At 53.1% G+C, this 14,971-nt stretch carries 17 protein-coding genes and 1 pseudogene; 13 read left to right on the forward strand and 5 right to left on the reverse strand.

All coding sequences use genetic code 11. From position 1 onward, the window contains the following. Together HYQ67_RS20885 and icd are read right to left on the reverse strand one after the other, a co-directional pair. Nucleotides 1-438 (reverse strand): annotated as a pseudogene (locus tag HYQ67_RS20885) (MBL fold metallo-hydrolase); the annotation flags it as partial. A gap of 378 nt (nt 439-816) precedes the next feature. Further along, nucleotides 817-2,067, reverse strand: coding sequence for an NADP-dependent isocitrate dehydrogenase (icd, locus tag HYQ67_RS20890; protein ID WP_202307247.1), 1,251 nt, complete (start codon nt 2,065-2,067; stop codon nt 817-819). Nucleotides 2,068-2,201: 134 nt separating this feature from the next. Between icd and rluE the strand changes: the two genes are divergently transcribed. From rluE to HYQ67_RS20940, 10 genes are all read left to right on the forward strand, one after another. Further along, complete coding sequence (rluE, locus tag HYQ67_RS20895) at nt 2,202-2,834, forward strand: 23S rRNA pseudouridine(2457) synthase RluE (RefSeq protein WP_202307249.1); 633 nt, start codon at nt 2,202-2,204, stop codon at nt 2,832-2,834. A 9-nt stretch (nt 2,835-2,843) separates the two neighbouring features. Beyond that, entirely contained in the window at nt 2,844-3,293 is a 450-nt protein-coding gene (locus HYQ67_RS20900) for an NUDIX hydrolase (RefSeq protein WP_202307251.1), read from the forward strand. Between the two features lie 65 nt (nt 3,294-3,358). Further along, nucleotides 3,359-4,468 carry a tRNA 2-thiouridine(34) synthase MnmA gene (gene mnmA / locus HYQ67_RS20905; protein ID WP_202307253.1) on the forward strand — a complete coding sequence of 370 codons (1,110 nt, stop codon included), beginning with the start codon at nt 3,359-3,361 and terminating at the stop codon, nt 4,466-4,468. Between the two features lie 23 nt (nt 4,469-4,491). Continuing rightward, a complete protein-coding gene (gene hflD / locus HYQ67_RS20910) occupies nt 4,492-5,121 on the forward strand; it encodes a high frequency lysogenization protein HflD (protein WP_202307255.1) in 630 nt (209 codons plus the stop codon). 20 nt (nt 5,122-5,141) lie between these two features. Continuing rightward, nucleotides 5,142-6,512, forward strand: a complete 1,371-nt coding sequence (purB, locus tag HYQ67_RS20915) for an adenylosuccinate lyase (RefSeq protein ID WP_202307257.1) — start codon at nt 5,142-5,144, stop codon at nt 6,510-6,512. Between the two features lie 171 nt (nt 6,513-6,683). Further along, complete coding sequence (gene phoP, locus HYQ67_RS20920; protein ID WP_202307259.1) at nt 6,684-7,355, forward strand: two-component system response regulator PhoP; 672 nt, start codon at nt 6,684-6,686, stop codon at nt 7,353-7,355. A 2-nt stretch (nt 7,356-7,357) separates the two neighbouring features. After that, nucleotides 7,358-8,818, forward strand: coding sequence for a two-component system sensor histidine kinase PhoQ (phoQ, locus tag HYQ67_RS20925; RefSeq protein ID WP_202307260.1), 1,461 nt, complete (start codon nt 7,358-7,360; stop codon nt 8,816-8,818). Nucleotides 8,819-8,890: 72 nt separating this feature from the next. Further along, complete coding sequence (locus HYQ67_RS20930) at nt 8,891-10,012, forward strand: ribosomal protein uL16 3-hydroxylase (protein WP_202307262.1); 1,122 nt, start codon at nt 8,891-8,893, stop codon at nt 10,010-10,012. A 320-nt stretch (nt 10,013-10,332) separates the two neighbouring features. Then, nucleotides 10,333-10,773 carry a hypothetical protein gene (locus HYQ67_RS20935; protein ID WP_202307337.1) on the forward strand — a complete coding sequence of 147 codons (441 nt, stop codon included), beginning with the start codon at nt 10,333-10,335 and terminating at the stop codon, nt 10,771-10,773. A 294-nt stretch (nt 10,774-11,067) separates the two neighbouring features. Next, nucleotides 11,068-11,436 carry a putative T6SS immunity periplasmic lipoprotein gene (locus HYQ67_RS20940; RefSeq protein ID WP_202307264.1) on the forward strand — a complete coding sequence of 123 codons (369 nt, stop codon included), beginning with the start codon at nt 11,068-11,070 and terminating at the stop codon, nt 11,434-11,436. Nucleotides 11,437-11,505: 69 nt separating this feature from the next. Here the strand turns inward: HYQ67_RS20940 and HYQ67_RS20945 are convergent, their stop codons facing one another. After that, complete coding sequence (locus HYQ67_RS20945; protein ID WP_202307266.1) at nt 11,506-12,036, reverse strand: hypothetical protein; 531 nt, start codon at nt 12,034-12,036, stop codon at nt 11,506-11,508. Nucleotides 12,037-12,339: 303 nt separating this feature from the next. Between HYQ67_RS20945 and HYQ67_RS20950 the strand changes: the two genes are divergently transcribed. Genes HYQ67_RS20950 through HYQ67_RS20960 form a run of 3 tightly spaced genes read left to right on the forward strand, consistent with a single transcriptional unit; the run spans nt 12,340 to nt 13,650 of the window. Further along, complete coding sequence (locus HYQ67_RS20950) at nt 12,340-12,786, forward strand: STM2901 family protein (protein WP_202307268.1); 447 nt, start codon at nt 12,340-12,342, stop codon at nt 12,784-12,786. Nucleotides 12,787-12,793: 7 nt separating this feature from the next. Continuing rightward, nucleotides 12,794-13,147 (forward strand): DUF1493 family protein, encoded by a 354-nt coding sequence (locus HYQ67_RS20955; protein WP_202307270.1) that lies wholly within the window; start codon nt 12,794-12,796, stop codon nt 13,145-13,147. 17 nt (nt 13,148-13,164) lie between these two features. Then, nucleotides 13,165-13,650: an Hcp family type VI secretion system effector gene (locus HYQ67_RS20960; protein ID WP_202307272.1), complete on the forward strand. Its 486-nt coding sequence runs from the start codon at nt 13,165-13,167 to the stop codon at nt 13,648-13,650. A 32-nt stretch (nt 13,651-13,682) separates the two neighbouring features. Here HYQ67_RS20960 and HYQ67_RS20965 read toward each other — a convergent pair whose 3' ends face one another. Further along, on the reverse strand, nt 13,683-13,862 hold the full coding sequence (locus HYQ67_RS20965; RefSeq protein ID WP_202307274.1) for a hypothetical protein: 180 nt from the start codon (nt 13,860-13,862) through the stop codon (nt 13,683-13,685). Nucleotides 13,863-14,195: 333 nt separating this feature from the next. Continuing rightward, nucleotides 14,196-14,675, reverse strand: coding sequence for a hypothetical protein (locus tag HYQ67_RS20970; protein WP_202307276.1), 480 nt, complete (start codon nt 14,673-14,675; stop codon nt 14,196-14,198). Nucleotides 14,676-14,971 lie beyond the last annotated feature (296 nt).

The raw sequence follows: 14,971 nt of genomic DNA on the forward strand, positions 1-14,971 counted from the left end.
GTCGACCACGGTGACACCCTCTTTGCCCTCAATGATTGTCATGTTAGATAAATCAAGGTTACGGATCTGGTAGACCCCGTCGGTAACCTCAAATAATCCACTGATATTGATAAGCTGAGACTGGCGCCACAGGCTTGGGTTGACGGTATCCGGGGCCTTTGCATCCTCTTTTATGAACGCATACTGCTGCGGATCCCAGATGACATTGCCCTGTTCACCTTTGATGACTTCTGTCGGCAACGCGGCAATAAAGCCTTTATGCGCATTGGCGAAATCAGTCTTATCGGAGAAAGGAAGCTGGTTGTAAAGTGCATCATTAGCCTGCTTTGTCGAAGCTGTTGCTTCTTTTGGGGCCTCTTGAGCAAATACAGGGGTGAATGAACCAGATGAAAGCAGTCCCGCTAGCGCAAGACTCTGTACTATCAATTTAAGTCTCATTGGTATTCCTCATATCCTTCCTTATAACGACGCATATTTAACGAAACGCAGCATTGGGAGTGCATCTTGTTAACCAAAATTACATTTCCTTCATGTTTGCTTCATTACTTTTCTAAGTATATCAATAACGTTACATTCTTCCACCTCAGGACAGTGTTAGATTTCTCTGCGCCAGCAGCGCCTGTCCAATCCTGTTAATGATTTCGCTTATGAGACTGAAATAACTGAAAAAAGAGTGGACCGGATGGATGGCAGATGCCCGAAAGTTCGAAGTAAATATTATTGGAATGTTTGAGATGGGTGTGGATAACCATTCAAAAGCTAATAAATAAAAACGGGAGCCTTAGGCTCCCGTTGTCACATCACCAGAAAATCTGATTACATGTTTTTAATGATAGCGTCACCAAACTCTGAACATTTCAGCAGCTTAGCGCCGTCCATCAGGCGTTCGAAATCGTAGGTTACGGTTTTGGCGTTAATCGCGCCTTCCATCCCTTTAACGATCAGGTCAGCCGCTTCGAACCATTCCATATGACGCAACATCATTTCTGCGGAAAGGATGATGGAACCTGGGTTCACTTTATCCTGACCTGCATATTTTGGTGCGGTGCCGTGGGTGGCTTCGAACAGCGCGCATTCGTCACCGATGTTGGCGCCCGGTGCGATACCGATGCCACCAACCTGCGCTGCCAGCGCGTCAGAGATGTAGTCGCCGTTCAGGTTCATACAGGCAATCACGTCGTATTCCGCAGGACGCAGCAGGATCTGCTGCAGGAACGCATCGGCGATCACGTCTTTGACAACGATCTCTTTGCCGGTATTTGGGTTCTTGATTTTCACCCATGGGCCGCCGTCGATAAGCTCGCCGCCGAACTCTTCGCGAGCCAGCTGGTAACCCCAGTCTTTGAAAGCACCTTCGGTGAACTTCATGATGTTGCCTTTGTGCACCAGGGTCACGGAATCACGGTCGTTGGTGATCGCGTACTCGATGGCTGCACGAACCAGGCGTTTGGTGCCTTCTTCGGAGCAAGGCTTGATGCCGATACCGCAGTGTTCAGGGAAACGAATCTTCGTGACATTCATCTCATCGCGCAGGAATTTGATGACTTTTTCCGCTTCGGCGCTGTCCGCTTTCCACTCGATGCCCGCATAGATGTCTTCTGAGTTTTCACGGAAGATGACCATGTTGGTTTCTTCAGGGCGTTTTACCGGGCTTGGCGTGCCCGCATAATAACGCACCGGGCGCAGACAGACGTACAGGTCGAGCTGCTGGCGCAGCGCAACGTTAAGGGAACGAATACCGCCGCCGACCGGGGTGGTCAGAGGGCCTTTGATGGCCACGCGGTAGTCACGAATCAGGTCCAGAGTCTCTTCTGGCAGCCAGACGTCCTGGCCGTACAGTTCGGTAGATTTTTCGCCGGTATAGATTTCCATCCAGGAAATTTTCCGCTCGCCCTTGTAGGCCTTCTGCACGGCGGCATCCACCACTTTGATCATGGCTGGCGTCACGTCCACACCGATACCATCACCTTCAATGAAAGGAATGATCGGGTTGTGAGGAACGTTCAGTTTGCCATCTTGCAGGGTGATCTTTTTACCTTCCGCCGGAACAACTACTTTGCTTTCCATTAACCTCTCCTTCGAGCGCTTCTGTTTTGTTAATGATTTGTAATATGCGTGTCAATACTACTTGAATATCAGGCCCGCGCCAATCACTGGTGATTTCCGTTATAATGCGTTAATCGCTACCGTCTGAAAACACTATGAATAAAACTTCTTTTAGAAATCCAACAGTTAAACGATTCAGCACCCGCCGTCCTGCCAAAAAACCCGCGGACCGTGGACCGAAGCGGCTGGTTATCTTCAATAAACCCTACGATGTGCTGCCGCAGTTCACAGACGAAGCGGGACGCAGCACGCTGAAAGATTACATCCCGTTACAAGGTATCTACGCCGCCGGGCGTCTTGACCGCGACAGCGAAGGCCTGCTGGTACTGACGAACGACGGCCAGCTCCAGGCGCAGCTCACCCAGCCGGGCAAAAAAACCGGGAAAATTTACTACGTGCAGGTGGAGGGCGAACCAACGCAGGAAGCGTTAGAGGCGCTGCGTAACGGCGTCATGCTGAACGACGGCCCCACCCTGCCCGCAGGCGCCGAGCTGGTTGAAGAGCCGCAGTGGATATGGGCGCGTAATCCGCCGATTCGCGAGCGCAAGGCTATCCCCACCAGCTGGCTGAAAATCACGCTTTACGAAGGCCGCAACCGCCAGGTCAGAAGAATGACGGCGCACGTCGGCTATCCAACGCTGCGCCTGGTTCGCTTTGCTATGGGTAATCTGGAATTATCGGATTTAGCCCCCGGAGAATGGCGGGAAATCCCGCTGGACAGCATTTAAGGAAAACGCATGTTTAAACCGCACGTTACCGTCGCCTGCGTGGTTCAGGCGCAGGGGAAATTTCTGGTTGTTGAAGAGACCATCAACGGCAGGGCGCTCTGGAACCAGCCCGCCGGGCATCTGGAAGCCGATGAAACGCTGATTCAGGCCGCCAGCCGCGAGCTGTATGAAGAAACCGGCATTCGCGCCGAGCCGCAAACCTTCATACGCATGCACCAGTGGATCGCTCCGGATAAAACGCCCTTCCTGCGCTTTCTTTTTTCGATAGATTTGCCGGAGCAGCTGCCGACCGAGCCTCACGACAGCGATATCGATCGCTGCCTGTGGCTGGATGCGCAACAAATTGTTAACGCAGATAATTTGCGCTCGCCGCTGGTGGCGGAAAGTATTCGCTGTTATCTGAAAGCGGAACGTTATCCGCTCGCCGTGCTCGGCGCGTTCAACTGGCCCTTTAGTTAAGGGTGCCAGGGCCGGGGATGCGTGATAGAATACGCCGCCTTTAAGTTCAATGTCGTGAGTACTCCATGTCTGATAACAGCCAGAAAAAAGTGATCGTCGGGATGTCCGGCGGTGTTGATTCCTCCGTTTCCGCTTACCTGTTGCAACAACAGGGTTACAAGGTGGAAGGCCTGTTCATGAAGAACTGGGAAGAGGATGATGGCGAGGAGTACTGTACCGCAGCCGCCGATCTGGCGGACGCGCAGGCCGTCTGCGACAAGCTCGGCATTGAACTGCACACCGTCAACTTTGCTGCCGAATACTGGGATAACGTCTTTGAACACTTCCTGGAAGAGTACAAGGCCGGGCGCACGCCAAACCCGGACATCCTGTGCAACAAAGAGATCAAATTCAAAGCCTTCCTTGAGTTCGCCGCAGAAGATCTAGGTGCCGACTACATCGCGACCGGCCACTACGTGCGTCGCGCCGACGTCGACGGCAAAAGCCAGCTGCTGCGCGGCCTGGACGGCAACAAAGACCAGAGCTACTTCCTCTATACGCTCGGCCACGAGCAAATCGCGCAGAGCCTGTTCCCGGTTGGCGAATTAGAAAAACCAGAAGTGCGCCGCATTGCCGAAGAGCTGGATCTCATCACCGCGAAGAAAAAAGACTCCACCGGCATCTGTTTTATCGGCGAGCGCAAATTCCGCGAGTTCCTCGGCCGCTACCTCCCTGCCCAGCCTGGTAAAATCCTTACCGTTGACGGCGAAGCCGTGGGCGAGCACCAGGGGCTGATGTACCACACCCTCGGCCAGCGTAAAGGCCTGGGCATCGGGGGCACCAAAGAAGGCAGCGAAGAGCCGTGGTACGTTGTCGATAAAGACGTAGAAAACAACATTCTGATCGTGGCCCAGGGCGGCGATCACCCTCGTCTGATGTCCGTGGGCCTGATTGCCCAGCAGCTGCACTGGGTGGATCGCGAAACGCTGACCGCGCCGCTGCGCTGCACGGTGAAAACCCGTTACCGCCAGACAGATATTCCCTGCACCATCACGCCGCTGGACGCGGACCGCATTGAAGTGCGTTTCGAAGAGCCGGTTGCGGCAGTGACGCCAGGCCAGTCCGCGGTATTTTACCTCGGCGAAGTGTGCCTCGGCGGCGGTATTATTGAACAGCGTTTGCCTCTCATCGACTAAATTGCGGACAAGGACGATACACTGTGGCTAAGAATTATTTCGACATTACTCTCGCGCTGGCAGGTATCTGCCAGTCGGCCCGTCTGGTTCAGCAGCTTGCCCATCAGGGCCACTGCGACCAGGACGCGCTCCATGTCGCCCTCAATAGTGTTATCGATCTTAACCCCGGCTCAACGCTCGGCGTGTTTGGCGGCAGCGAAGCCAACCTTAAGCTGGGCCTGGAGACGCTGCTCGGCGTGCTGAACGCCAGCAACCGCCAGGGGCTGAACGCCGAGCTGACGCGTTACACCCTGAGCCTGATGGTGCTCGAGCGCAAGCTGCACGGCAGCAAAGGCGCGATGGACAAGCTCGGCTCAAGCATTGCCGGGCTGCAGCGTCAGCTTGAGCATTTCGATCTGGAATCCGACACCCTGCTCAGCGCCATGGCAGGCATTTATGTCGATGTGATTAGCCCGCTTGGGCCGCGCATCCAGGTCACCGGCTCCCCTGCCGTGCTGCAAAGCCCGCAGGTGCAGAGCAAAGTTCGTGCCTCGCTGCTGGCCGGCATTCGCGCCGCGGTGCTGTGGCACCAGGTTGGCGGTGGCCGCCTGCAGCTCATGTTTTCCCGTAATCGCCTGTGCACGCAGGCTAAACAAATTCTTGCTCATTGTTAACCTCTCTGGAGTTGTAACTTATGGAATTATCCTCACTGACCGCCGTTTCCCCCGTAGATGGACGCTACGGCGATAAAGTCAGCGCGCTGCGCGCTATTTTCAGCGAGTTCGGCCTGCTGAAATTTCGCGTCCAGGTCGAAGTTCGCTGGCTGCAAAAATTAGCCGCGCACCCAGCGATCAAGGAAGTTCCTGCTTTTGACGCCGACGCAAACGGTTACCTTGATAAAATCGTCGCGGAGTTCAGCGAAGAAGATGCCGCGCGCATTAAAACCATCGAGCGCACGACCAACCACGACGTGAAGGCCGTTGAGTACTTCCTGAAAGAGAAGGTCGAGGCAATTCCCGCCCTGCACGCGGTATCGGAATTTATCCACTTCGCCTGCACCTCGGAAGACATCAACAACCTCTCCCATGCGCTGATGCTGCAAACGGCTCGCCAGGAAGTGGTGCTGCCGTACTGGCGCAAGCTGATTGACGCGGTGAAAGACCTGTCGGTGCAGTATCGCGACATCCCGCTGCTCTCCCGCACCCACGGCCAGCCGGCAACGCCGTCGACTATGGGCAAAGAGATGGCGAACGTGGCCTACCGCATGGAGCGCCAGTTCCGCCAGTTGGGTAACGTCGAGATCCTCGGTAAAATTAACGGCGCGGTCGGCAACTACAACGCCCACATCGCCGCCTACCCGGAAGTTGACTGGCACCAGTTCAGCGAAGAGTTCGTGACCTCGCTGGGCATTCAGTGGAACCCGTACACCACCCAGATCGAGCCGCACGACTATATCGCCGAGCTGTTTGACTGCGTGGCGCGCTTCAACACCATCCTCATCGACTTCGACCGCGACGTGTGGGGCTACATCGCCCTGAACCACTTTAAGCAGAAGACCATCGCCGGTGAAATCGGCTCGTCCACCATGCCGCACAAGGTCAACCCAATCGACTTCGAAAACTCCGAAGGCAACCTGGGCCTGTCCAACGCCATGCTGCAACATCTGGCGAGCAAGCTGCCGGTGTCCCGCTGGCAGCGTGACCTGACGGATTCCACCGTGCTGCGTAACCTGGGCGTGGGTATCGGCTACGCGCTGATCGCGTATCAGTCAACGCTTAAGGGCGTGAGCAAGCTGGAAGTGAACCGCGACCGCCTGCTGGCCGAGCTGGAACTGAACTGGGAAGTGCTGGCGGAGCCAATCCAGACCGTGATGCGCCGCTACGGCATCGAAAAACCGTACGAGAAGCTCAAAGAGCTGACCCGCGGCAAGCGCGTGGACGCCGAAGGCATGAAGCAGTTTATCGACAGCCTGGCGCTGCCGGAAGACGAGAAAACCCGTCTGAAGCAGATGACGCCAGCCAACTATATTGGCCGAGCAATCACCATGGTTGATGAATTGAAGTAAGTTCTCCTGACGCAGGCCTACCCGCCCTACGCTTTCTCCAGACGTAGGGTGGATAAGCTTGTGCCATCCACCACTTTCCCTCACATTCCCCGTTGTTTATTCAAGGTTTACCCCCTTCCTGCCATAATTAGCGTTAAACTGTCAGTGCCATTAATACATTGAGGAAGAGCGATGCGCGTTCTGGTTGTGGAAGATAATGCCCTGTTACGTCACCACCTGCAGGTGCAGCTGCGTGAGGGGGGCCACCAGGTGGATGCCGCGGAAGATGCCAAAGAAGCGGACTACTTCTTAAACGAGCACGCGCCGGACATCGCCATTGTCGATCTTGGCCTCCCCGATGAGGACGGCATGAGCATGATCCGCCGCTGGCGCAGCCACGATGTGACTATCCCGATTATGGTGCTGACCGCCCGCGAAGGCTGGCAGGACAAGGTGGAAGTGCTGGGCGCGGGCGCGGACGACTACGTCACCAAACCCTTCCATGTGGAAGAAGTCATTGCGCGCATGCAGGCGCTGATGCGCCGCAACAGCGGGCTTGCCTCACAGCTTATCTCCATGCCGCCGTTCCAGGTGGATTTGTCCCGCCGCGAGCTCTCCGTTAACGACAATCTCATCAAGCTTACCGCCTTCGAGTACACCATCATGGAGACGCTGATCCGCAACGCCGGGAAGGTTGTCAGCAAAGATTCCCTGATGCTGCAGCTCTATCCGGATGCGGAGCTGCGCGAAAGCCACACCATCGACGTGCTGATGGGCCGCCTGCGTAAGAAAATCCAGGCGCAGCACGAGGCTGAAGTCATCACCACCGTACGAGGCCAGGGCTATAGGTTCGACCTGCGCTGACCATGAGATACTTAAGCCACTTCTTCCCGCTCTCGCTGCGGGTTCGCTTTCTGCTGGCCACCGCCGCGGTGGTGATGGTGCTGTCCCTCGCCTACGGCATGGTGGCGCTGGTTGGCTACAGCGTCAGCTTCGATAAAACCACGTTCCGCCTGCTGCGCGGCGAGAGCAACCTGTTCTACACGCTGGCCAACCGCGTCGACGGCAAAATCCAGGTCGAGATCCCGGAACACCTGAATCTGCAAAGCCCGACCATGGCGCTGATCTACGACGAACACGGCAAGCTGCTGTGGACCCAGCGCAACGTGCCGCACATCGTCCAGCAGATCAAACCCGAGTGGCTGACCGCCAACGGTTTCCACGAGCTGGAAGCCAACTTTGACACCAGCCGCGCGCTGCTGGCGAACGACAGCCCGCTGCAGGAAAGGCTCAAAGACATCCACGAGGATGACGACGACTACGAGATGACGCACTCGGTGGCGGTGAACCAGTATCCGGCTACCGCGACCATGCCCGCGTTAACCGTCGTGGTGGTCGATACCATCCCCATCGAACTGAAGCGCTCTTACATGGTGTGGAGCTGGTTTATCTACGTGCTGCTCGCCAATCTGCTGCTGGTGATCCCCCTGCTGTGGGCCGCCGCCTGGTGGAGCCTGCGCCCGATAGAAGAGCTGGCGAAAGAGGTGCGGGAGCTGGAGAAGCACGACCGCGACAGCCTGAACCCCGAAACCACCCGCGAGCTGACAAGCCTGGTGCGCAACCTCAACCGCCTGCTGCGCACCGAGCGCGAGCGCTACGATAAATACCGCACGACCTTAACCGACTTAACCCACAGCCTGAAAACACCGCTGGCCGTGCTGCAAAGTACCCTGCGCTCTCTGCGCACCCGGAAGCTTAGCGTCGAAGATGCCGAGCCGGTCATGCTCGAGCAAATCAGCCGCATTTCCCAGCAGATAGGCTATTACCTGCACCGGGCCAGCATGCGCGGTAACAGCACCCTGCTCAGCCGCGAGCTGCACTCCGTCGCCCCGCTGCTTGATAATCTCTGCTCGGCGCTCAATAAGGTTTACCAGCAGAAAGGGGTGGATATCTCGCTGGATATTTCACCGGAAATCACCTTCATCGGCGAGAAAAACGACTTTATGGAAGTGATGGGCAACGTGCTGGACAACGCCTGCAAGTACTGTCTGGAGTTCGTGGAAATCTCTGCCCGCCAGTTGGATAACACGCTGCACCTGTACGTGGACGACGACGGCCCCGGCATTCCGCAGAGCAAACGAGAGATTGTTTTCGACCGCGGGCAGCGCGCCGACACGCTGCGTCCGGGCCAGGGCGTGGGGCTTTCCGTCGCCCGGGAAATCGTCGAGCAGTACAGCGGCGAAATCATCCCGGCCACCAGCGAACTCGGCGGCGCGCGAATGGAAGTCATTTTTGCGAGACAGCGTCCAGTCAGCGAAGAAGATTGAAAATACTCCCGTAATCGCCCGCCCCATCCGTTATAATCCAGGCAGGTTCTTTCACCTGCCGGATGATAAAAAATGGAATACACCCTCGACCTGAACTGGCCCGATTTTATCGAGCGCTACTGGCAAAAACGCCCGGTGGTCCTCAAGCGCGGCTTCAAAAACTTCATCGACCCGATCTCCCCTGACGAACTGGCAGGCCTTGCCATGGAAAACGAGGTGGACAGCCGCCTGGTGAGCCATCAGGACGGGAAATGGCAGGTCAGCCACGGCCCCTTCCAGAGCTACGATCACCTGAGCGAAAACAACTGGTCGCTGCTGGTGCAGGCGGTGAACCACTGGCATGAGCAGAGCGCCGGGCTGATGCGCCCGTTCCGCGCCCTGCCGGACTGGCGCATCGACGACCTGATGATCTCCTTCTCCGTCCCCGGCGGCGGCGTGGGCCCCCATCTGGATCAGTACGACGTGTTTATCATTCAGGGCGTGGGCCGCCGCCGCTGGCGCGTGGGCGAAAAGGTGCCGATGAAGCAGCACTGCCCGCACCCGGACCTGCTGCAGGTGGAGCCGTTCGAAGGCATCATCGACGAAGAGCTGGAGCCGGGCGATATCCTGTATATCCCGCCGGGCTTCCCGCACGAAGGCTACTCGCTGGAAAACTCGATGAACTACTCGGTGGGCTTCCGCGCGCCGAGCGGCCGCGAGATGATCAGCGGCTTTGCGGATTACGTGCTGCAGCGCGAGCTGGGCAGCCTGCGCTATACCGACCCGGACGTGCCGTCCCGTCAGCACCCTGCGGATATCCTGCCGGAAGAGCTGGAAAAACTGCGCGGCATGATGCTGGATCTGGTGAACAAGCCGGAAAACTTCAACGCCTGGTTCGGCGAGTTTATCACCCAGTCGCGCCACGAGCTGGACGTCGCTCCGGCAGAACCACCGTACCAGCCGGATGAAATCTACGATGCCCTGAAGCAGGGTGATTCCCTGACCCGCCTGGGCGGCCTGCGCGTGCTGCGCATCGCGGATGAGGTGTACGTCAACGGCGAGAAGCTGGACAGCCCGCACCGTCCGGCAGTTGAAGCGCTGGCAAGCCACATCACGGTGAATGCCGAAGTGATTGGCGACGCGCTGGAAGACCCGTCGTTCCTGGCGATGCTCGCCGCGCTGGTGAACAGCGGGTACTGGTACTTCGAAGACTGATATCGTCATACTCTTTTCCCCCCTCGCCCCTCCGGGGAGAGGGCCGGGGTGAGGGGAAAAACGCACGCTTGTGTGACAGAACTCATGCCCCCCACTATCGGATGATATTTTCTAATTCAACACGCCTCACAATTGCTGACCTTTCACGCTGTACAAAATTGACGCTAATTTAACTTAGGGATAGTTTAAATCCACTGCTAAAGCAGCAGATTAGCCAGCAGGGTACAAGCTGGCTCACTCTTTAAAATGGAGTTTAAACTATGGCTATTCCAGCTTATCTATGGCTCAAAGACGACGGCGGCGTGGACGTTTGTCGTCCAGTGAAGCTGTTGATCCTTCTGAGCCTGTTCCCGTATCTGGTTTGGGCGGGTGGAAATGCTATCGACTGGCCCGCTTCGCTGAAGGGCGTCGAATCAGGCGAGCAAAGCTGGCTTGATAAGGTCCCGGAACTGGCGGCCACGGCGGACGTTAAGCAGGCAGCTGATCTCGAAGATGCACTTTCTATAGCGTTACCAAAGAATACGACAGGCGTTCTGGATACACTCGGCATCATCGACGCAAAATCATGGCCCCATATGATTGGGACGGACATCGTTTGTGGCGTTCCCGCTGAGCTGTTCACCAATGACGCTATGGTTGAAGATTATTACCAGCGAACCCGGCTGGCCCTGCTGGAAACGGACAAAGAAGCAATCTGTCTGTGGATCCTCGAAGCGACATACGAAGAATGGAAAGCAGACAACGCCCGTAAGGCTAAATAATATTCCTACCTGAATGAGAAAGCCTGGCCAACCGACCGGGCTTCCTCAATTTGCAACTCTACGATTTACCATATTAATTGTTCACAGAACGACTCCATCCTTCATTTTGGTGAGGTCTGCAACTCAATTAGTCGCAGTCATGTTGCTTCATGTAATAGTAACAATTCCTATTTTTCAATAAAAAAGGTCATCTGTGAGCCATGAACAATTTCACATATTATCTCAATGTTAGAGTTCCATTTTTGTTTATAAATGGAATTAAAAATTTGGTTTAACCATTACTGAGGTACATGCATGCGATTACTCTATATAACATATCTGTCATTATTCCTGGCTGGATGCCACCAGAATGATCCTTACATCACCAACAGCGGCGACATTACGTCTGTTGATGGCAACATCTGTATTTATACTAAAGATGCATCAGCGTCAGATAAATATACTGCATATGAAATTAGTCAATATCCTGAATGGCAATACGCCAACAACTGGATAGATGTTCACCCGTTTGAAGCCAGCCAGACATGCCTGCCTTTTTACCCATATAAAAAAGGTGAGACGTATAATGTCATTTTTAAAATCAATAACGATAAAGATGGCATCAGAAACTACAGGGTTCTGTTCAAGGTAAACAGTGATGGTGTAGTGCAACAACTTAAATAGGCAACCACTGCTGACGTTTGCCCGCCTTCACAGCCGTTAGCCGGCAGAGAAGGCGGCAACCCCTTATATTTAGTGAATGCCCGGCACGGCCTCGCCGTCCAGCATCGCCAGCCCGTCGGAAGTACGGATAAAGCGCGGCGTTTTCAAATCCTCTGCCAGCATAGCCAGCAGTTCGCCCAACAACCCGATGATGTATTCCCGCTGGTCTGCCGGAGCCTGCTGGTTCAGCAGCACCATCGTTAATGCGCAGCAGTATTCACGGACGGTCTCTGAATCTGTGGTCAGCGGGCTGCGGTACTCTTCTGTATCGCCAGCTTCAATGGTCAGCAGCTCAATAAGATGTTCCGGCAGCGGTGCTTTTAAAACTGCCTTCAGCATATTTAGCCCGGCGAGCAGACGCCCGCACAGCGCTAAACATTCAGCGTGATTATTGGTTTCAGTTAATTCATCAGCATAGATCTGGCATATCGCCAGCACCTGGAATAAATCGTGCTCCGCGCCAAGCGGTAATTTCAGTAAGGCTGTGAGATCCTCCGCAAAAGCAGAATGATTATCGGTGATTTCAGGGCGAGCGAGTGTGGTACTATTCTTAATAGCCATGGTGTTACCTTCTATAACATTGTGGTCAGCCCTCGTCTGGTGTTCCACCACCATTCGGGGGCGCTTCTTTTGCAATGCTTTATTGCCTGCGCTACTACTCTCCTCTAAAAACACTGGATGGGTCAACAGGTAAACTGGTGTTAATTATTGGAAACCTTAAAAATTCGGCTTTCGCCTCAGAAATATGCAAACTGTGATAAAAATTGCAGAAAAACACCACTAATCTATTTATGGTGACAATTATTTCCTCTCATTTCTATTGGCGTTAATAGTAATAGTACAGGGCTAAAATAGGGTTAACTGATGGATACAGTAGAACAACTTAACGGAACCTATTTCTATGACGGGTCGTCCAACCTGAGTGCCGGTGAACTCTTCTTCTGGATTATGATTGACGAAACCTTAGACCATTTTGGCGTCACAGATATTGCAGCAGTGACAGGGATATATCTGGGATCTAACAGTCTCACAGTAGCAGGAAAACTTGCGGGAGCTACTCCAGGAACCTCGGTAGCCTCTGTCTACTCAAGAAGGCTATTCCGGGGACGAATGATGCCCGTAAGATTACCAACATGGATCGGCTATCCTCCACATGCTAAAAAGATCATGATGCAGAAACTCGGCACTTTTGTGGGTCGAAGCATACCTTTGGTTGGATGGGTGATTTTAGCTGCTGATGTGTCAATTATCTCCTTTAAAGCAGTCAGTAAATACAACATCATAGCTAGCCCTTCCGATAGGCTTTGGTAGGTATTTAATGAGCAATTCAGACAACATAGAACAGCAGGTCATGGACTGGTATAACGAAAACTGGAATGGGCGTGTTCTCCCTTTTTTCAGGAAGCCTGTTTTGACACTGGAAACCAGTCTATCCACTGGTAAATACCCCTGGGCTGATGAAGATGCAATAGATATTATCGATCAATATTTTTCGCATTTCGAAGTCGAAAGAAGAGATTTTGCATTCAGAAAATACTGGCCTAATGAAGAAACTTTAATACCGCTGAACTGCTTACGCTCGAAAGAAAGTAAATGGACATGGAAAGAACCCGAACCACTCACCCTGAAAATGCTCGTAGAATCAGCTAAGGCTGGCTATTGGCTTTATTAATAAAAGGATTTTATTACATGGCAATCCCTTCTCACTTATGGCTTAAAGACGATGGCGGTGCTCTGATTAAAGGTTCATCCGATGTGATGGATCGTGAAGGCAGCATCGAAGTTATCGGTTTCGGTCATGGCTTACATATTCCTACCGATAATAATACAGGTAAAATCACCGGAACACGCATTCATGCACCGATGATTATTGAGAAAGAGTTCGACAGCTCAACACCTTATTTATATAAAGCAGTGGCTACGGGGCAATCTCTTAAAAGCGCCGAGATTAAGTGGTATAAAATCAATGATGCTGGCCAGGAGGTTGAGTATTTTAATATGCTGCTTGAGGGGGTAAAAGTCGTTGCCGTTACGCCTATTATGTACAACACCAAAACCGTAGAAAAATGTAATCACATGGAGCGTATAGAGCTGAGATACGAAAGGATTACCTGGAAGTATGTAGACGGCAATATTCAGTACACCGACGCATGGAATGAAACAGCGACGGCTTAAGATCCAGGGGCAAAATGCCCCTGGCCTCACTTTCAATTGAAATACCAGCCCCCAGCGCAATAAAAGGTGCCCCCCCAAAAAACCAGCGCCTGGAATAAATAATGTTCTGTGCCAAGCGGTAATTTCAGTAAGGCTCTGAGATTCTGCGCAATTATGGATTGATCGGCGGTGATTTCAGGGCGAGCGAGTGTGGTACTATTATTAATAGCCATGGTGTTAGCCTCTATAACATTGTGGTTAGCCCTCGCATGGTGTTCCACCACCATTCGGGGGCGATTCTTTTTTGCAATGCTTTATTGCCTGCCCTACTGCTCTCCTCTAAAAACACTGGATGGGTCAACAGGTAAACTGCTGTTAATTATTGGAAACCTGAATTTTACGGCGGGGATCGCAATATAAAATGAAAATCGACTTTTCGTTGCAGGATAGTAAATACTATTTCTTTTAAATAGTCGCCTCTGATATTGATAAAAATTAAACCAGCAAGCCGGGAATTAGAAAATATGAACAATGGAAAAAGGATGACAACAATATAATATTCTGGCTCAACCCGACCATGGGACAGGTTCACCAATATAGGTATGTGTACAGCAGCGGCACGTCACATTAATGTCCTTGCTCGTGATCGAAGGGTTTACCAGTTGCAGAATTCCATTCCCATCAACAAACAGCCCCGGATAAAAACTGCTTTCGCCAATACAGACTAAATCCCTTTGCTGATGCTCATGCAACGCGACCAACCAGAATACAGGCTCGGTGGTATCAAGACGTCCACATACTTCGCTGAATATTTCATCCCACGGTTTGCCAATCTGTTTGATCAGAAAGTAAAACAATGGAGTGTAGTCCCGGCCTCGCTTCTGCCCACCATGCATTGTCTCGCGCTTTGGCAGTAGCTCATCTCCGACTTTTTTACGATTGCGTTCCCAGCAATACTCAGCACCTGGATTATTGGAATGATGCCGCGTAGTCGTGTTGACGCTATGATACAGTTTACGTGACTTGTTCAGTTGATGAGTGCGCATAGCTCGATCTCCTGCATCCTTTCCTTTGTGAGTCGGTAAACACTCCCGGAGCCAGACTCGACAGTTATGTCTGGATAAACAATGGTATGTCTAAAAACGGTCTCATTCTGCTGAAATACCTCCCCACTGGCAACTACTAAAAAGTCAGTCTCTGGCGCCAGGCAAACGGACAGATGGGAGGCCATAATGTTTGTTTAGAGCGAAGTGCGGAAGTTCAATTCTTTGAGTTGCTGCTTAGGACATGGTTTTATTTCTATGTGATATCCCTAACATAAGCGCTGTTGAATAACAGCATT

Origin of the sequence: Dryocola clanedunensis subsp. sulfonylureivorans, from assembly GCF_016756775.1 — a bacterium.
Lineage (GTDB): Bacteria > Pseudomonadota > Gammaproteobacteria > Enterobacterales > Enterobacteriaceae > Dryocola > Dryocola clanedunensis.